Annotated in this window: 16 protein-coding genes and 1 pseudogene; 11 read left to right on the top strand and 6 right to left on the bottom strand. The window is 67.2% G+C overall.

Features of this window, described 5'->3' with window-relative positions; translation table 11 throughout:
• Positions 1-54: 54 nt before the first annotated feature.
• The 3 genes from WA965_RS05625 to WA965_RS05615 all read right to left on the bottom strand — a co-directional run bounded on the left by WA965_RS05625 (position 55) and on the right by WA965_RS05615 (position 3,830).
• Entirely contained in the window at positions 55-996 is a 942-nt protein-coding gene (locus WA965_RS05625; RefSeq protein WP_526296638.1) for a mechanosensitive ion channel family protein, read from the bottom strand.
• Positions 997-1,044: 48 nt separating this feature from the next.
• Positions 1,045-2,130 carry a class I SAM-dependent methyltransferase gene (locus WA965_RS05620; RefSeq protein WP_526296636.1) on the bottom strand — a complete coding sequence of 362 codons (1,086 nt, stop codon included), beginning with the start codon at positions 2,128-2,130 and terminating at the stop codon, positions 1,045-1,047.
• Positions 2,131-2,222: 92 nt separating this feature from the next.
• On the bottom strand, positions 2,223-3,830 hold the full coding sequence (locus WA965_RS05615) for a LuxR C-terminal-related transcriptional regulator (protein WP_526296634.1): 1,608 nt from the start codon (positions 3,828-3,830) through the stop codon (positions 2,223-2,225).
• A 150-nt stretch (positions 3,831-3,980) separates the two neighbouring features.
• Between WA965_RS05615 and WA965_RS05610 the strand changes: the two genes are divergently transcribed.
• Together WA965_RS05610 and WA965_RS05605 are read left to right on the top strand one after the other, a co-directional pair.
• Entirely contained in the window at positions 3,981-5,066 is a 1,086-nt protein-coding gene (locus tag WA965_RS05610) for an S-(hydroxymethyl)mycothiol dehydrogenase (protein ID WP_526296632.1), read from the top strand.
• Complete coding sequence (locus WA965_RS05605; protein WP_526296630.1) at positions 5,063-5,689, top strand: MBL fold metallo-hydrolase; 627 nt, start codon at positions 5,063-5,065, stop codon at positions 5,687-5,689. The genes WA965_RS05610 and WA965_RS05605 overlap by 4 nt, the downstream gene beginning before the upstream one ends.
• Positions 5,690-5,740: 51 nt before the next feature.
• Here WA965_RS05605 and WA965_RS05600 read toward each other — a convergent pair whose 3' ends face one another.
• On the bottom strand, positions 5,741-6,478 hold the full coding sequence (locus tag WA965_RS05600; protein WP_526296628.1) for an SHOCT domain-containing protein: 738 nt from the start codon (positions 6,476-6,478) through the stop codon (positions 5,741-5,743).
• Between the two features lie 63 nt (positions 6,479-6,541).
• On the opposite strand from WA965_RS05600, the gene WA965_RS05595 reads away from it, so the two are divergent.
• The 3 genes from WA965_RS05595 (at position 6,542) to WA965_RS05585 (ending at position 9,675) form a co-directional block, all read left to right on the top strand.
• The gene (locus WA965_RS05595) at positions 6,542-7,627 is read left to right on the top strand and encodes a class I SAM-dependent methyltransferase (RefSeq protein WP_526296626.1); all 1,086 of its coding nucleotides are present in this window, start codon (positions 6,542-6,544) and stop codon (positions 7,625-7,627) included.
• 90 nt (positions 7,628-7,717) lie between these two features.
• Entirely contained in the window at positions 7,718-8,437 is a 720-nt protein-coding gene (locus tag WA965_RS05590; protein ID WP_526296624.1) for a YciI family protein, read from the top strand.
• Complete coding sequence (locus WA965_RS05585; RefSeq protein WP_526296622.1) at positions 8,434-9,675, top strand: RNA polymerase sigma factor; 1,242 nt, start codon at positions 8,434-8,436, stop codon at positions 9,673-9,675. The genes WA965_RS05590 and WA965_RS05585 overlap by 4 nt, the downstream gene beginning before the upstream one ends.
• On the opposite strand, the gene WA965_RS05580 is transcribed toward WA965_RS05585, so the two are convergent.
• Positions 9,640-10,725 carry an NAD(P)H-dependent amine dehydrogenase family protein gene (locus tag WA965_RS05580; protein WP_526296620.1) on the bottom strand — a complete coding sequence of 362 codons (1,086 nt, stop codon included), beginning with the start codon at positions 10,723-10,725 and terminating at the stop codon, positions 9,640-9,642. The two genes, WA965_RS05585 and WA965_RS05580, sit on opposite strands and share 36 nt — an antisense overlap.
• 61 nt (positions 10,726-10,786) lie before the next feature.
• A complete protein-coding gene (locus tag WA965_RS05575) occupies positions 10,787-11,308 on the bottom strand; it encodes a hypothetical protein (RefSeq protein ID WP_526296618.1) in 522 nt (173 codons plus the stop codon).
• Positions 11,309-11,410: 102 nt separating this feature from the next.
• Here WA965_RS05575 and WA965_RS05570 point away from each other — a divergent pair, with 102 nt between their 5' ends.
• The 6 genes and pseudogenes from WA965_RS05570 to WA965_RS05545 form a co-directional block, all read left to right on the top strand.
• Positions 11,411-12,958, top strand: a complete 1,548-nt coding sequence (locus WA965_RS05570) for an ABC transporter substrate-binding protein (protein WP_526296616.1) — start codon at positions 11,411-11,413, stop codon at positions 12,956-12,958.
• A 2-nt stretch (positions 12,959-12,960) separates the two neighbouring features.
• Positions 12,961-13,971 carry an ABC transporter permease gene (locus WA965_RS05565; protein WP_526296614.1) on the top strand — a complete coding sequence of 337 codons (1,011 nt, stop codon included), beginning with the start codon at positions 12,961-12,963 and terminating at the stop codon, positions 13,969-13,971.
• Positions 13,968-14,852, top strand: a complete 885-nt coding sequence (locus WA965_RS05560; RefSeq protein WP_526296612.1) for an ABC transporter permease — start codon at positions 13,968-13,970, stop codon at positions 14,850-14,852. Before WA965_RS05565 ends, WA965_RS05560 begins: the two co-directional genes overlap by 4 nt.
• Positions 14,849-16,471: a dipeptide ABC transporter ATP-binding protein gene (locus WA965_RS05555; protein WP_526296610.1), complete on the top strand. Its 1,623-nt coding sequence runs from the start codon at positions 14,849-14,851 to the stop codon at positions 16,469-16,471. Before WA965_RS05560 ends, WA965_RS05555 begins: the two co-directional genes overlap by 4 nt.
• A gap of 31 nt (positions 16,472-16,502) precedes the next feature.
• Positions 16,503-17,243 (top strand): SDR family NAD(P)-dependent oxidoreductase, encoded by a 741-nt coding sequence (locus WA965_RS05550; RefSeq protein WP_526296608.1) that lies wholly within the window; start codon positions 16,503-16,505, stop codon positions 17,241-17,243.
• A gap of 330 nt (positions 17,244-17,573) precedes the next feature.
• Positions 17,574-17,838, top strand: a pseudogene (locus WA965_RS05545) (hypothetical protein); the annotation flags it as partial.

Here is a 17,838-nt window from a genome sequence, read left to right as displayed (position 1 = left end):
GCGGTGGGCACCGGCCAGTCGGCGAGCGCGTCGAGAGCCGCCATCACCGGCGCCTCAGTCGCCGACCACGGCGTGCACGCGTCCGCGGGGGTACGGCAGGTCGATACCGTTGTCGTCGTAGGCGCGCAGGATCTCCCGCCGCAGCGTGCGCTGCACCGACCACTGCGCGTTCGGGCGCGTCTTCAAGGTCATCCGCAGCGTGAGCTGATCCGCCGACAACTCCTGCACACCGAGCATCTCCGGCCGGCCGAGGACCTTGTCCGCCACCGCGGAGTCGGCGATGGCAGCCTCCGCCGCTTCGACGGCGACCTGTTGTGCCCTGTCCACATCGGCGGTCAACGCGACCGGAACCTCGATACGGGCAACCGCATACTCCTGGCTCATGTTGCCCACGCGTGCGATCTCACCGTTGCGGACGTACCAGAGGGTGCCGTCGATGTCGCGGACCGTCGTGATGCGCAACCCGACACTCTGCACCTCGCCGGTCGCTTCGCCGAGGTCGACGAAGTCACCCACCCCGTACTGGTCCTCCAGCAGCATGAACACCCCGGTGACGAAGTCCCGGACCAGGTTCTGAGCGCCGAAGCCGATCGCGAGTCCGATCACTCCGGCGGAGGCGATGAACGGCGCGATGTTCACGCCGAGGACATTGAGGATCGCGAGAATGACCCACACCAACAGCACGATCGACACCGTGGACTTGAGGACCGACCCGATGGTCTGCGCCCGTTGCAGGCGGCGTTCGGACAACTGCTGGCTGCTTGCTGTCGCCGGCACCCGATCGCGCAGACCGCGCAGCAACGGCGGCTTCGTCGGCGTGTTGTCGTCCACGCGGAGCTTCTTGCGGGATCGGCCGGTCGCCCGGTCGATCATCCGGTGCAGCACGTAGCGGGCGATCAGGACCGCCACGATGTACAGCGTGATTCGCAGCGGAACTTCTCCGAGCCAGTAGCGACTTGTCTCCGTCCATTCGAAAGCCAAAGTGTGAAGATCCATGCCCTCGACCGTACGGGTGTCTGCCTGTCCGTCGAGGACCTGACCCGGCTAGGACTTGCCTGCGATGTAGTAGAAGTTGAGCGGATCGGACTCGATCTCACGAACCTGGACATCGTCGAATCCGGCGTCGGCCAGCATCGACGTGGCGAGGTCGCGGCCCCAGCAGGTACCGAGGCCGTCGCCGTCCAGACCCAGCGACACGCTCATGCAGTGCATCGTCGACACGGTGTACAGGTAGGAGGCGAACGGCACCCCGATGTTGTCCTCCAGGCGGCTCGACGCCTTGATGTCCACCATCAGGAAGACCCCTCCGGGTCGCAGTGCGCGATGGATGTTCGCCAACACCTGCGCGGGGTGTGCCTGGTCGTGGATGGCGTCGAAGGCGGTGACGACGTCGAAGGCGTCGGTGCGGCGGTCCTCGGCGACGTCGGCCGACTCGAAGGTGACGTTCTTCAGCCCGAGGCTCAGGGCCTCCGCGGCACCGGCGGCGAGGCCCTCCTGCGAGAAATCGATACCGACGAATCGGCTGTTCGGGAAGGCCTGCGCCATCAGGTTGACGGCGTGGCCGCTGCCGCAGCCGAAGTCCGCGACATCGACGCCGGCCCGCAGCCGCTCCGGCAGCCCGTCCACCAGCGGCAGGATTCCGTCGATCAGCGCGGCGTCGAACACCTGCCCGCTCTCTTCGGCCATCAGTGTGTGAAAGCGCGGATACTCGCTGTAGGACAACCCGCCGCCGTGGTGGAAGCACTCGATCACCTTCTGCTCCACCTCGCTCAACAGCGGGATGAACTGCGCGACGCGCGCGAGGTTGTCGGGTCCGCCCGCCCGGGTCAGCACCGCAGCCCGATGTGCGGGCAGCGAATAGGTCTGCGCCGCAGGGTCGTAGTCGACGATCTGTCCGGCGACCACACCGCCGAGCCACTCCCGCACATACCGTTCGTTCAGCCCGGCGGCATCGGCGATCTGGGTGCTGGTGGCCGCCGGGAGATCGGCGAGGGTGTCGAAGAGCTTGGTCTGATGCCCGATCGACAGCAGGATGGCCACGCTGGCGGCATCGATGGTTCCGACGATGCGCTCGGCGAACTCCTCTCCGGTGTCGGTCGGGAGCGCTGATGATTCGTGCGTTGTCGTCATGTCCACGACGCTAGGCCGTCGAAGCGCGCGAGGGTATCGGTCAGACCATGCAATCGTGTCAGCGGTCGGTGGTGCGAATGATGTAGGCAGTGTCACAGAACGTTGTTGTCGCGGGCCCACGATGCCGCGGCGGTACGCGACGAGACACCGACCTTCGCGTAGATGTTCGCCAGGTGCCGGCCGATGGTCTTTTCGCTGAGGTGCAGCTGCTGCGCCGCGTGGCGATTGGTCGCGCCGCGCGCAACGCACACCAGTACCTCCAGCTCGCGGCGGGTCAGCCGACCCGGCGCTGCAGAGCCGCAGATGCCGGCCGGCTCCACCCCGAGTTGGGCGTAGATGGCGTCGGCGGTGGCGGCGTCGGCGTCCGCGGCGGCGAATTCCCCCGACCCCCGGCGCGCCAGCGACATCCACTCGTAGACCTCGGCCGTCTCGTATCGGGACTGTTGAACCCGGTACTCACGAAGCGCCACCTGCAACGACTCCAACGCTGTCTCGAACTGTCCGCGCCGCACCGCGACCGCACCCCGCGCGTGCGCCGCCCACGCGAGAAAGCCCGGGGTGCCGAACGCCTCGGCATGCAGTTGCAGTTCCGCACAATAGGTTTCGGCCTCGTCCAGAGCGTCACGACCCAGGGCGATCTCGACCGCGGCCCGCAACAGCCGGATTCGGTCGAGTCGGTCACTGCCGGCAAGCGCGACTCGGATCGCCGTCCAGGCACCGTGGGCATCACCGCGCCGGCACGCCAGCAGCGCCTCGCCGGGCTGCGGATCCATACCCATCGACCTCGCCTGCGCGAATGCGCCTGCCGCGCCGTCGAAGTCGCCCAGCAGTCGCCGCACCTCACCGAGCTGGTAGTACCCCTCCGCCGCCGCCCAGGCGTTGGCCTCCTCGAGTGCCCTGCTGGCCAGCACGAGTCGGTCCGCCAGTCCGCGGTAGTCGTCGGTCGCCACCTGGGCCTGCAACCGGTGCACGTCGCACACGCCGCCGTAGGGAACCGACCCCGACAGCCCGCACCACTGCTCCATCGCCTGCGTCCAGGCACGCATCTTCGGCAGATCGGCAAGCTTGTGACAGTGGTGCAGCACGATGCAGTAGATGTCGCCGGCCCATTCGATCGGAACCTGGTCGGCGACCAGCGGCAGGATCGCCTCGTCGATCAGCGCGTAACCATCGGCCGTGCGCGCGTGCAGGATTGCTTCGATGCCGCCGGCGACGAGGGCCAGCGCGGAGATCGCAGGGGTGTCGAGCCGCCCACCCATCTCGCGCAGGGCCCGTACCTGGATCTCGAGGGTGTCCAGATCCAGAGACACCGCCGCCACCGCGGCCTCGAGATAGGCCAGGTAGCCGTGCGCCGGGCTCTCCTCGGCGCCGGCGAGCAGGCGGCGAGCCCGGTGCATCCAGCCCTGGGCGATGTTGATGTCGCCGCGGATCAGCCAGGCCAGTGCCAGCTCGTTGGCCTTCATCGCCGCAGCGCCCGGATCGGTTCTGGTGAGTTCCGAGAACACCCGCTCGGCGGCGCGACTGGATTCCTTGACGTGGCCCAGCCGCCAGGCGGCGAAGGCAAACGCCTCGAGATCGTCGGTGTGCAGCGGTGCATCCCTGGCGGCCGCTTCGAACCCCAGATAACTCGCAGCCCAGTCGCGCCGCAGGTGCGCTGCACGTGCGGCGTGCAGAAGTTCCGTTCGGGGGTCGGCAAGCATGTGACTTCTACGGTAAGCCGATCCGCCTGCTCAGGACACTTTTCCGGGACCATCGGCCGGAGCTCGACAGCAGTCCGCCACGCGCCCACCCACACTGGACATGCGTTTGGACGTTGATCCACTTCGTAGTCGAACCATTAGGTTGTAGCTATGACTCAGACGGTGCGAGGTGTGATCTCCCGGACGAAAGCTCAGCCGGTCGAGGTGGTGGATATCGTCATCCCCGACCCGGGACCAGGTGAGGTCGTCGTCGACATCCAAGCGTGCGGGGTGTGCCATACGGACCTGACCTATCGCGACGGCGGGATCAACGACGAGTTCCCGTTCCTGCTCGGCCATGAGGCCGCGGGCGTCGTCGAAACAGTCGGCGCCGGGGTCACCAACGTCGAGCCGGGAGACTTCGTGGTCCTCAACTGGCGGGCGGTGTGCGGGCAGTGCCGGGCGTGCAAGCGCGGTCGACCGCATCTGTGTTTCGACACCTTCAACGCCGCCCAGCCGATGACGCTGACCGACGGCACGCCGCTGACCCCGGCGCTGGGAATCGGCGCGTTCGCCGACAAGACGCTGGTGCACGAAGGCCAGTGCACCAAGGTCGATCCCGCCGCCGACCCGGCCGCAGCCGGGCTGCTCGGCTGCGGTGTGATGGCAGGCCTCGGCGCGGCGATCAACACCGGGGCGATCAACCGCGACGACACCGTGGCCGTGATCGGCTGCGGTGGCGTCGGGGACGCCGCGATTGCCGGTGCCCGACTGGTCGGCGCCAAACGCATCATCGCCGTCGACACGGACAACCGGAAGCTGGAGTGGGCCCGCGAGTTCGGCGCCACCCACACCGTCAACGCCCGCGAACTGGACCCGGTGAAGACCATCCAGGATCTGACCGACGGCTACGGCGCCGACGTGGTGATCGACGCGGTCGGTCGGCCCGAGACCTGGAAGCAGGCGTTCTACGCCCGCGATCTCGCGGGCACCGTGGTCCTGGTGGGGGTCCCGACGCCGGACATGACACTGGAGATGCCGATGATCGACTTCTTCTCCCGCGGCGGGTCACTGAAGTCCTCGTGGTACGGCGACTGCCTGCCCGAACGCGACTTCCCGACGCTGATCAGCCTGTATCTGCAGGGCCGGTTCCCACTCGACAAGTTCGTCTCCGAGCGCATCGGACTCGGCGACATCGAGGACGCGTTCCACAAGATGCACGCCGGTGAGGTTCTGCGCTCGGTGGTGGTCTTGTGAGTGGCCCGATCCAGCGACTGGTCACCAGCGGCACGTTCGAACTCGACGGCGGCAGCTGGGATGTCGACAACAACATCTGGCTCGTCGGCGACGACAAGGAAGTGGTGGTCTTCGACGCCGCCCACACCGCGCAACCGATCATCGACGCCGTCGGCGGCAGGCATGTGGTGGCAGTGGTGTGCACACACGGTCACAACGATCACGTCACCGTCGCGCCGCAGCTCGGAGAGGCGCTCGACGCGCCGGTGCTGATGCACCCCGCCGACGACGTCCTGTGGCGAATGACTCACCCCGACAGTGACTTCCGCCCGGTCGCCGACGGCGAGACACTACGCGTCGCCGGCACCGAACTGCGCGCACTGCACACGCCGGGACACTCCCCCGGCTCGGTGTGCTGGCACGCGCCCGAACTGGGTGCGGTGTTCAGCGGCGACACCCTGTTCCAGGGTGGACCCGGCGCCACCGGCCGCTCGTTCTCCGACTTCCCCACCATCTTGGAATCGATTTCGGGTCGGCTCGGAAAGCTGCCCGGCGAGACGGCCGTCTACACCGGACACGGCGACACGACGACGGTCGGCGACGAGATCGTGCACTACGACGAATGGGTGGCCCGCGGCAGCTGAGCTGCCCATCGTCTGAAGCAGCTGAGCTGCCCATCGTCTGAAGCAGCTGAGCTAGTCACCCAGGATCCGGCGCTTCTCGGCCTCGAACTCGGCGTCGGTCAGTGCTCCGGAATCACGTAGCGCCGCCAGGGTTTTGAGCTGCTCCAGTCGCACGCCCCGGTCTGTGGGCTGATAGCTCTCGACCGGCGGCGGGAGCGGACCCGGCCAGCTCGGCTCGTCGAGGCTGACCGGCGCCCGCAGCGGTTGCGGCCGTCTGCCCGAGCGCGTTCGCCAGCTCAGCGCCATGATCAGTCCGGTTGCCCCTGCCGCGGCGAGGCCACCGAAGGTCCACCGCAGCCACCCCGGCGAGGTGTCTCGACCGAACGCCAATTGCGGGTTGATGTATCCGGCGACATCGCCGTCGGTCGAGATCTCGTAGAGGCCGTCCTGCGGGATCTGAGCAACCCAGATCCGGACACGGACATCGCTGTTGATCGACGTCGTCGACCCCATGGTCTCGGTCACGATCGGTTCGGGCACGCCTTCGGGCGGTTCGATGCCGAGCCCCAGAGGTGGCACCGGGAACCCGCCGTTGATGCCCCCCGTCACCAGGGTGTGGAAGCTGACGGTGACTTCGCCGGCGGGTAGCTGGAGTCGGCCACTACCCGGGATCGGCACCTCACCGTAGGCATCGAACTCGTCGAACACGAAGACGTTCAGCACGATCGCGATGATGAACCCGGCCCCGCCGACAACCAGCGTGAGGATCGCGCTGACGATCGCGATCCGTGGACCGACCCGTCCCGCCATCGCGAAAGTGTGTCATGAACGCTTCCACGGCGCGCCCGCCGCGTGAGGACTACCGTCCAAGGAGTGCCCGAGTCCAGCATCGTCGTGCAGCCGGAGCCGGCCGACAGCGGCTCCTACACCGCTGCTGCGCGCCTGCAGGCGGCCGGACTCCAGTCGGCCATCGCGGTCTTCGAGCAGGCTGCCACCGAGGTGCCCATCCCGACGGCGCCGCAGCCGATCGTCATCGCCGACTACGGCGCATCCACCGGCCACAATTCACTGCTTCCGGTCAACGCCGCGATCGCGGTGCTCCGCAAGCGAACCCGTCCCGAGCACTCCATCCTGGTGGTCCACACCGACAAGCCGGACAACGATTTCACCGCGCTGTTCCGGACGATGGAAGAGGATCCCGACACCTATCTGCGCAAGGACCGCGCGACGTTCGCGTCAGCGGTCGGCCGGTCGTTCTACTCCCAGATCCTGCCGTCGGACAGCGTGAACCTCGGCTGGAGCTCCTGGGCGATCCAGTGGCTCAGCCGGGTCCCCGCCGTCGTCGGCGACCACCTCCAGGTGGCCTACTGCTCCGACGAATCCGTGCGTGTGGCGTACGCCAAGCAGGCCGCACACGACTGGCACGAGTTCATCGCGTTCCGGGGCCGGGAACTGTGCCCCGGCGGCCGCCTGGTCGTGACGACGATGGCCATCGGCGAGGACGGCGAATTCGGTTACCGGCCTCTTCTGTCGGCGATGATGGCCGGGCTCAACGAGTTGGCTACCGATGGGCTGCTCACCGACGACGAGGTGACCCGGATGTGCATTCCGACGGTCGGGCGTCGGGCGGCCGACTTCGCGGCGCCGTTCGCACCTTCCGGACGCTTCGAGCGGCTCGAGATCGAACACCTCGAGATCTTCGACGCCGAGGACCGGTTCTGGGGCCGCTACCGGATAGACAGTGATGCAGCGGCTTTCGGCGCGCGCTGGGCCGGGTTCGCCAGGGCATCGGTGTTTCCGACGCTGTCGAACGCGCTCGCCGGCGGCAACGCGGATGCTCGGGCGGCGGAGATCTTCGACCGACTCGAGGCTGGTGTCGCGCAACGCCTGACCGCCGCGCCGCAGCAGATGCAGATTCCGCTGGCACACGTCGTGCTGTTCAAGCGTCCCAAAAACTGACGGGCTGCGGGTGTAGAGATTGCGGGAGTGTCTTCGTCGTCTTGGTAAGGGGGTTTCGTACCCCGCGACTACCAGGAAGGATCCACGGACATGTACTACTTGGCCCTGTTGTATTGGCGCGAAGATCCGGTGATGGCGGACCCCGAGACCGCGGAGTTCGCCGAGGACGTGGCACGGTATGCAGCTTTCGACGAGGTGGCGGGCGCGGCGATCGTCGGCGGGGCCGCCCTGTACCCGGCGAGCGAAGCGATATCGGTTCGCCACGGCTCGACGGATCCGATCGTCACCGACGGACCGTTCGTCGAGGCGGCAGAAGTGATCGGGGGAATCATGGTGCTCGACCGCGACAACCTGGACGACGCGCTCGAACTCGCCGCACAGATCCCGGCGGCAGGCGACGCCGGCGGCGCGGTCGAGCTGTGGCCGATGGTGGACTACCGGCAGGATGAAGGCACGCAGGCGGATTGGTGGCTGGCGTTGCTCTTCGAACCACGCGACATGACACTTGATCCGGGGTCCACCGAATGGAATCGCGGCGTCGAAGAGCATGTGGTGTTCGGCGAGAAGCATGGCGGGGTGATCCGTGGCGGTGGCGCTCTCCACCCGGCGGTCGCCGCGACGACGGTTCGGGTCCGTGACGGACAGAAGGTGGTCACCGACGGCCCGTTTGCGGAGTCCGCCGAGGTGGTCAACGGTCTGTACTACTTCACTGCCGCGGACCGCGACGGCGCCGTGACCCTGGCCGAGCAGATCCCGGTCGGCGACAAGGGCGGTATCGAGCTGCGTCGGGTCGTCGACATGGGCGAGTGAACATCGACCGGGTCTACCGCGAGCAGTTCGGCCGGGCAGTGGCAACGGTCGCTCGCCTCGTGGGCGACATCGGGCTCGCTGAGGACGCGGTGCAGGACGCTTTCGCCGACGCTCTGCGAACGTGGCCCCGCGGCGGGCCGCCCGAGAATCCCGGCGCCTGGATCACCACCGCTGCCCGCAACCGGGCCATCGATCGACTCCGCCGCGAGTCGCTGCGCGCGACCAAGGAGACCGACGCGTCGTCAGTGGTCCCGCCTCCGGCTGATGGTGAGGTGTTGCCGGTGCCCGATGACCAACTGCGACTGCTGTTCACCTGCTGCCATCCGGCCCTCCCACCGGACGCGCGCGTCGCGTTGACGCTGCGGTTGGTCTGCGGGCTTCGCACGGTGGAGATCGCCCGAGCCTTCATGCAGCCGGAAAAGACTGTGGCGCAACGGATCACCAGAGCCAAAGCCAAGATTCGCACCGCGGGTATACCACTGCGAGTGCCGCCCCGACATCTGTTGTCGAACCGGGTCACCGATGTGCTGGCTGCTGTCTACCTCGTCTTCGCCGAGGGCTACTTCGCGACCGAGGGTGACCACGTCGTGCGTGCCGAACTGTGCACGGAGGCGGTCCGACTCGGACGCCTGCTGTGCGAGTTGATGCCGGACGAGTCCGAAGCACATGCGCTGCTGGCCTTGATGCTTCTCGACGACAGCCGGCGCGCCCAGCGTGTCGGCCCGACCGGTGAGTTGGTTCCCCTCGAGGAGCAGGACCGCAGTAGATGGGATGCTGCGTTGATCGCCGACGGGATGTCACATCTGCGACGCGCGGCGTCGCTCGGCCGTGGGCCCTACCTGGCGCAGGCGGGAATCGCCGCGGCGCACGCGAGCGCGCCGAGTTGGGAGACGACCGACTGGCGGGTGATCGTCGCGGCCTATGACGAGCTGACGACATGGTCGGCCTCACCCGCAGTACGCCTGAATCGAGCTGTGGCAGTGGGCTTTCTCTGTGGATTTGAGGTCGGACTCGCCGAACTCGACGCCGTCGGGACCGATTCCCGGGTCGCCGAAGGACACACACTCGCGGCGGCACGCGCGGACCTGTTGCGTCGGCTGGGTCGAACGTCCGAGGCGGCTGATCAGTATCGGCTCGCCGTCACCCGGGTACGGAACGCCCAGACCCGGCGTTTTCTGCAGCGCAGGCTCGAGGAGGTGCTGCTAGCGGATGGTGCCGGCACCCGGGATCAGCGGTAGGTCGAGAGCGGTGACCCAGCCCGGCGACAGGTTGTTGACGGCCGGCACCGCATTGAGGGCGCGCAACCCGGTGGCCAGACAGCCGGCGGCAGCGGCATCGCGCCCCGACCCGTCGGTGAACCGGAACGCGGTCTCCTGGAAGATGCTCGGGGTGCCTTCGATGTCGACGCGGTAGACGTCGTTCTCGTTGCCCGAAGGCCAGTCGGGTGCGGCGTCGTTGCCGATCCGGTTGACGTGCTCGAGCTGGATGCGGGTCTCGCCGCGGTACACGCCGTTGATGGTGAACCGAACGGCGGCCACGTTGCCCGGTTCGATGACGCCTTTGGCGGTCTTGCGCGCCTCCGGAGTCACCCATTTCTCCCACGTGGTGGTGATGTCGTCGAGCATGATTCCCGCCGCGTCGGCGATCATCGGAACCGTTGCCCCCCAGGCGAACACCAGGATGTCGGGATTCTCCAGCATGGGCCGGTACTCGGGCGGTCTGCCGATGCCCATCTCGCGGTCGTAGTCGCCCTCGTAGTTGGTGTAGTCCAGCAGTTCGGAGGCCCGGACCCGGCGCACTTCCGAGCACAACCCCATCAGTGTCATCGGGAACAGGTCGTTGGCGAATCCGGGGTCGATGCCGGTGGTGAAACACGACGACTCCCCCAGCTCGCACGCCACCGTGATCGGCTCGATCCAGTTCGGCGGGTTGAGGTTCATCGTGGGCCAGATCCACGGTGTCATCGCCGTCGAGCAGACGTCGATGCCGACGCGCAGGAAGCGGGTGATCAGTTCGATGTTGGCCTCGGCGTGCGCGGCCGTCGGGCCGTAGTGGACGAGTGCGTCGGGGCGCAGGCCGATCAGCGCCTCGACGTCGTCGGTGGCGGTCAGCCCGAGGGTGCGACCGAGCCCGCAGAGCTCTCCGACGTCACGACCGACCTTGTCCGGATTGCTGACCCCGACACCGACCAGTTCGAAGTTCGGGTGTTTGACGATCTCGGCGATCACCATCTTGCCGACGAATCCGGTTCCCCAGATCACCACTCGCTTGACGTCGGATCCGCTCACACGCACCGCCTCTCGTGTCGTAGGTCTGCCATGTCCTGATCGGGGCAGCTGGAGACCAGCGTCAGAAGCAGCGTCGCAGTCCGCCCGGCTCGCAGATCAACGGGTACTGGTCGACCGGGATCGGCAGCGGTTCCTTGAACGCCAGCGTGAACGGTGTGTTGATGAGGGCAGGCGCGGTGCCACACGCCCCCGAGTGGGAGACGCTGCGCGTTCCGGACATCGTGGCGTCGTCGAACGTGAACTCCTCGACGGTCGGCTCCCAGGTGCCGTCCGCGCACTGGATACCTTCCTTCTGGGGCACGCTGAAGCTCCACCGTCCCCCGACCAGCCTGGCGTCACCGCTGGGCAGGCCCGACGACGCGGAGACCTTCAGCCGGCACCCGACGGGCAGGTAGAGCGGTTCGCGGAGATCGCCGACGACCGGCACACACGACGGGTAGATACTCCAGGTGCCGGCCGCACCCTCGGCCGGCGTGTAGTCGAAAACACCTTCCATGACCTGCGCGGCATGGGCGGGGGCCGGGAGCCCTACTGCGGTCCCGACGACGACGACAGCGGCGACGAGGCCGCGCAGGAGCTTCACGTCGTCGAGTATTTCAGTCGCGGGTGGACAAAGTCACGCGTTTGTCCTCACGACCGATGGGTAGTCAGGTCGAGGCAGAACTCGAATCCCAGGGTGGTGCATATGTCGAGAACGGCGGTGTCGACCGCTGTCCTCCGCGTTGCTGCAGCTTTCTTCACCCTTGTCGTGGCGTTGACCGGCTGTTCGACGGGGCAACGGGTTGACCTCGGTGCCGGCGCCGACGGACTGGTGGCTGCCATCGCCGGTGAGCCCGACCAACTGGATCCGCATAAGACCTCCGCGTACTTCTCGTTCGAGGTTCTCGAGAACGTGTTCGACACACTGGTCGAACCCGACGAGAACCTCGAGATGCAGCCTGCTCTGGCCGAGTCCTGGGAGGTCAGTCCCGACGAACTCACCTGGACCTTCCGGTTGCGTGACGGCGTCGTCTTCCACGACGGCACCCCGCTGACCGCCGATGACGTGGTGTTCTCGTACCGCCGGATCATCGACGAGGAGTTGACCAACTCCGACAAGTTCAGCGCGGTCACCGCCGTCGAAGCGCCCGACCCGTTGACGGTGGTGATCCGGACGGATCGTCCGACCCCGAACATGCTCACCAACCTCGGTGGGTTCAAGGGCATGGCGATCGTGTCGCGCGAGAACGTCGAGAATGGACAGATCGCCACCCGGCCGATCGGAACCGGACCGTTCAGCTTCCGCGACCAGCGCAGCGGCGACTCCATCACGCTGGCGGCCAACCCGGACTACTGGGACGGCGCACCGGAGATCACCGGGGTGACGTTCCGGTTCATCTCCGAACCGTCCACCGCGCTGTCTGCTCTTCAGGCCGGTGAGATCGACTGGACCGACTCCGTTCCGCCGCAGCGGGTCGCACAACTCCGCGAGGACGATTCCATCGAGCTGGCGGTGACCCCCAGCAACGACTACTGGTATCTCGCTCTCAACGAGGCCCGTGCGCCGTGGAACGACGTCCGGGTGCGACAGGCGATCGCCTACGCGGTCGACCGGCAGGCGATCGTGCAGGCCACCAGTTACGGCACCGCCGCGCTCAACGAACTCGCCATCCCGCAGGGCAATCCCTGGTACACGCCCTACGACCGGTACCGCGACGGCGGCATCGACAGGGCGCGGGAACTACTGCAGGAGGCCGGCGCGGCGCCGACGAATCTGGACATGCTGGTCACCAACGAGTACCCCGAGACCGTGACGTCGGCTCAGATCATCGCCGATAACCTTGCGCCACTGGGCATCACCGTCGACATCCGCACCGTCGACTTCGCCACTTGGCTAGACGAGCAGAACTCCGGCAACTTCGACATGTTGATGATGGGATGGCTGGGCAACATCGATCCGGACGACTTCTACTACGCCCAACACCACACCGACGGCACCAGCAACGCGCAGAAGTTCTCCGATCCCGAGGTCGACCGGTTGCTCGACGCGGGCCGGGTCGAGACCGACCGCGCCGTGCGGGCCGACATCTATGCCAGGGCCGCCACCCTGATCGCCGACCAGGTCAGCTACATCTACCTGTACAACCCGTCGGTGATCCAGGCCTGGAATCCGGCGCTGACGGGGTATGAGGCGCGCCGCGACGGCGCGGTCCGGTTCCGCGACGCGTCGCTGGCGTCGGACGGTGATGCCTAGCCATGTCCGCTTCGTCCGCTTCGTCCACTACGTCCGCTTCGTCCACTACGTCCCTGCTGACCCATCCGATCGTCCGGTTCGTCGCACGCAGGCTCATGTATTCGGCCGTCGTGCTGTTCGGTGTGCTGGTGCTGGTTTTTGCACTGGTGCATCTGGTGCCCGGGGACCCGGTCCGCATCGCCCTGGGCACCCGCTACACCCCGGAGTCCTACGACGCGCTGCGCGCCGCCAGCGGGATGGACCGCCCGATCGTCTCGCAGTTCTTCGGCTACCTCGGATCGGCGCTCACCGGCGATCTCGGGGTCAGCTTCCGCAATGGCGACCCCGTCACCGTGACACTGCTGGAGCGACTGCCAGCGACGCTGTCGCTGGGATTCGCCGGAATGGCGATCGCGTTGCTGATCGCGTTGCCTGCAGGCATCTACTCGGCGCTGCGCGAAGGCCGGGTCAGCGACGGAATCGTCCGCATCACAAGCCAATTCGGCGTCTCGGTGCCGGATTTCTGGCTGGGCATCCTGCTGATCGCCCTCTTCTCGACGACGCTGGGCTGGCTGCCGACCTCGGGGTACCGGCCGCTGTTCGGCGACCCCGGCGGCTGGTTGCGCCACATCATCCTGCCGGCCCTCACGGTCGGCGTCGTGGCGGCGGCGATCATGACCCGCTATGTCCGGTCGGCCGTGCTCGAGGTGGCCGCGATGGGCTACGTGCGCACCGCGCGGTCCAAGGGCCTGTCACCGCGCGTGGTCACGCTGCGCCACACCGTCCGCAACGCGCTGGTACCGATACTGACCATCACCGGGATCCAGCTCGCGACGATCCTCGGCGGTGTCATCGTCGTGGAGGTGGTGTTCGCCTGGCCCGGGCTGGGACGGCTGGTCTTCAACGCCGTGGCAGCCAGGGACTACCCGCTGATCCAGGGCGCGGTGCTCCTGATCGCCGCGCTTTTCCTGCTGATCAACCTGCTCGTCGATGTGCTCTACGCGGTGGTCGACCCGAGGATCAGGCTGGCATGACGACAACGGAGAGCACCGGTTCGACGAGGGTGGCGTCGTGGCGACTGCTCGCGCGAAATCCCATCACTCTGATCAGCGCGCTGACGTTGGCCGCGGTGGCCGTCGTCGCGGTGGCCGCGAACTGGATTGCGCCGTTCGGTGTCAACGACATCGATGTTCCCAACGCTCTGCAACCTCCCGGTGGCGATCACTGGTTCGGCACCGACGAATTGGGCCGAGACGTGTTGTCCCGGGTTCTGGTCGCCATCCAGGCGTCCATGCAGATCGCCGTTGTGAGCGTGACGTTCGCCGTGGTGGTCGGGTTGACCATCGGCGTGCTGGCCGGATATCGCGGCGGCTGGCTCGACACCGTGCTGATGCGCGTTGTCGACGTGATGTTCGCGTTCCCGGTGCTGCTGCTGGCGCTGGCCATCGTCGCCATCCTCGGACCCGGAGTGACCACCACCATCCTGGCGATCGGCATCGTGTTCACGCCGATCTTCGCGCGGGTGGCGCGGGCCAGCACTCTGGGGGTGCGCACCGAACCGTATGTGGCGGTGTCGCGGGCGATGGGCGCCGGCGACCTGTACATCCTGCGGCGCCACATCGTGCCCAACATCGCCGGTCCGTTGATCGTGCAGACCTCTCTCTCCCTGGCCTTCGCCATCCTGTCTGAGGCCGCACTGTCGTTCCTCGGGCTGGGAATCCAGCCCCCGCAACCGTCGCTGGGCAGAATGATCTTCGACTCCCAGGGATTCGTGACGCTGGCGTGGTGGATGGCCGTCTTCCCGGGTGCCGCGATCTTCGTCATCGTGCTCGCATTCAACCTGTTCGGCGACGGGTTGCGTGATGTGCTCGATCCCAAGCAGCGCACCATGATCGAGGCCCGGAGGCGCGAGTGACCAGTCCCCCGCCCGTGCTCAGTGTCCGCGACCTCGGTGTACGCATCGGGCCGCGCACGCTCGTCGACGGTGTGTCGTTCGACGTCCACCGGGAGCAGACCCTGGGCATCGTGGGTGAGTCCGGGTCGGGCAAGTCGATGACGGTCCTGGCGGCCACCGGCCTGCTCGACGCCCCGGGCGCGCGGGTGTCGGGCATCAGCACTCTCGAAGACCCGACCGGCGAACCGGTCCAATTGGTGGGCGCCCCTGCGCGGACACTGCGTCGCGTGCACGGAGCGCGCATCGGTTTCGTCTTCCAGGATCCCGGGACCTCCCTGAACCCCCTGCTGACCATCGAACGTCAGATCACCGAATCCCTCGAGACACATCGCCGAATGACGCGCCGGGAAGCGAACACCCGCGCGTTGGAGCTGCTCGAGGCGGTCGGCCTGCCCGATCCCCAGATGCGTCTGCACGCGTACCCGCACCAACTCTCCGGCGGCCAGCGCCAGCGGGTGATGATCGCGATCGCGCTGGCGTGTGACCCCGAAGTGCTGATCGCCGACGAGCCGACGACCGCACTGGACGTCACCACCCAGGCCCAGATCATCGAACTGGTGCGGGCTCTCCAGCGGGATTTCGGGACCGCGGTGGTGTGGATCAGCCACGACCTGGGGGTGATCGGCCAGGTGGCCCAGGACGTGACGGTGCTGCGCCACGGTGCCGCCGTCGAACAGGCCCCGATCATGGAGGTCTTCGACCACCCGCGCGACGAGTACACCCGCGAGTTGCTCGCCGCACGACCGGTTCTCGACCGCTCCGGGCCGGCTGCGGTGACCGATGCCGAGCCGCTGCTGCAGGTCGACGGACTCGATGTGCGATTCGCCGTGTCGACGCCCGTGGGACGCTCGACGGTGCATGCGGTCAAGGACGTGTCGTTTCGGATTCGCCGTGCGACCACGCTGGGGCTGGTGGGTGAATCCGGTTCGGGCAAGTCCACCGTTGCAGCCGCACTGACCGGCCTGGTCAAACCAGATGGTGGAAGTGCCACCCTGGACGGCACCGACATCCTGCACGCGAAGGGGGCGGCGGGCAGGGCGCTGCGCCGACGCATCGGCCTGGTGTTCCAGGACCCGTTCTCATCGCTGAATCCTCGCGCCCGAGTGGACACCTCGGTCTCGGAGCCGCTTCGGGTGCACGGACTGGTCGATGGCGCCGGGGCGCGTCGCGACCGCGTCGCCGAACTGCTCGAACTCGTCGGGCTGCCAACCGAGTTCGCCCAGCGGTACCCGCACGAACTCTCGGGTGGACAACGCCAGCGGGTGAGCATCGCCCGTGCGCTGGCCGCCGAGCCCGATCTGCTCATCCTCGACGAGGCCACCGCATCGCTGGACGTGTCCGTGCAGGCGAGGGTGCTCGAGCTACTGTCGCGCCTGCAACGAGAACTCGGGCTGACCTATCTGCTCATCGGCCATGACCTCGCGGTGATCCGCCGCCTCAGCCATGACGTGCTGGTGATGCGCGACGGTGCGGTCGTCGAGAACCGGCCGGCCGACGACCTGTTCGCCGCCCCCGAGCAGCAGTACACCCGTGACCTGTTGGCGGCGGTTCCCCCGGTCGCACCCCGCGCCACTGTCTGACCGCTGCAGCGGCCGTGAGAAGGTCGTGGGCATGACTCAGTTGAGCGGGAAAGTCGCGTTGGTCACCGGTGCGTCAGCAGGTCTGGGCGCGGCGACGGCCCGGTTGTTCGCCGAGCGGGGGGCGAAGGTCTTCGGCATCGCCAGGGATGCCTCGCGCATGACAGAGGTGTTCGCCGACGTTCCGGGCGGAGCCTTTTCCTCGGTGGACATCTCGTCACCGCAGGCCTGCGCGCAGGCCGTCGCGGATTGTGTCGCGCACTTCGGGCGTCTCGACATTCTCGCCAATGTCGCAGGCTTCCACCAGATGCGGCACACGATGACGACGTCAGACGAAAACTGGGACAACGACCTCGCGGTGAATCTCAACGGACCCTTCTACCTGTGCCGCGCGGCCCTGCCGCACCTCCTGGAGACCGGCGGGAACATCGTCAACGTGTCGTCGATCGCCGGCGTCGAGGGTGAGGTGTACTCGGCGGGCTACTGCGCGGCCAAGCACGGGTTGATCGGCTTGACCCGCGCCCTGGCCGTCGAGTTCACCAAGGAGCGGCTTCGAGTCAACGCGATCTGCCCCGGGGGCATGCCGACCGCGCAGGCCACGGAGTTCCAGGCACCGGAGAACGCCGACTGGGACCTGATCATGCGTATCGCCTCACCTCGCGGGTTCATGGAAACCGTCGATGTGGCCAAGACGATCGCGTTCCTGGCCAGCGACGACGCTGCGGCGATCCACGGCGCCGTCTACCGGGTGGACAACGGCAAAGGCGCGGGCTGACCCGGCGGCTCGGGCTGCTCGTCGCGAGATCGACGCGACGGCGGCGCAGTTTCGTGTCAACGCACGGATCACAACCTTCATGTAGATCTCGGCAAGAGGGTGGTGTTAGCCCCATCGGACCAGCACTCGCCCACTCGCGAATGCCAGATCCGCGTCTTTCCGATTGGACTGGACACATGTCTTGCTGTGGGTCCAGTTTCAACGTCAGAAAGCACCGGTTTGGCACCATATCCGTCCCGACGAGCTCGATGAAAATGCCAATAGCGTTTTCTGGCAACCACTTTCAGTCGGAGATTGCCTGATCGTCAACCGCCTGCCTAAACTGGACTAGTGTCCAGTCAATCCGCTGCGTCTGACAGCCCACTATCTGACAACCCACACCGTGGCCTCGACTTTGGTTTGGTGTTGTTCACCTCTGATCGTGGGATCACCCCGGCCGCGGCGGCCACGCTGGCCGACGAGCACGGCTTCACCACGTTCTACGTCCCCGAACACACCCACATCCCGATCAAACGCGACGCCGCCCACCCCACCACCGGCGACGAGACCCTGCCCGACGACCGCTACATGCGCACGCTGGACCCCTGGGTCTCGC

Source organism: Mycobacterium sp., from assembly GCF_049683935.1.
Classification (GTDB): domain Bacteria; phylum Actinomycetota; class Actinomycetes; order Mycobacteriales; family Mycobacteriaceae; genus Mycobacterium.
The sequence above is the reverse complement of the archived record's forward strand: the minus strand, read 5'-3'. Positions and strand labels throughout refer to the sequence as shown.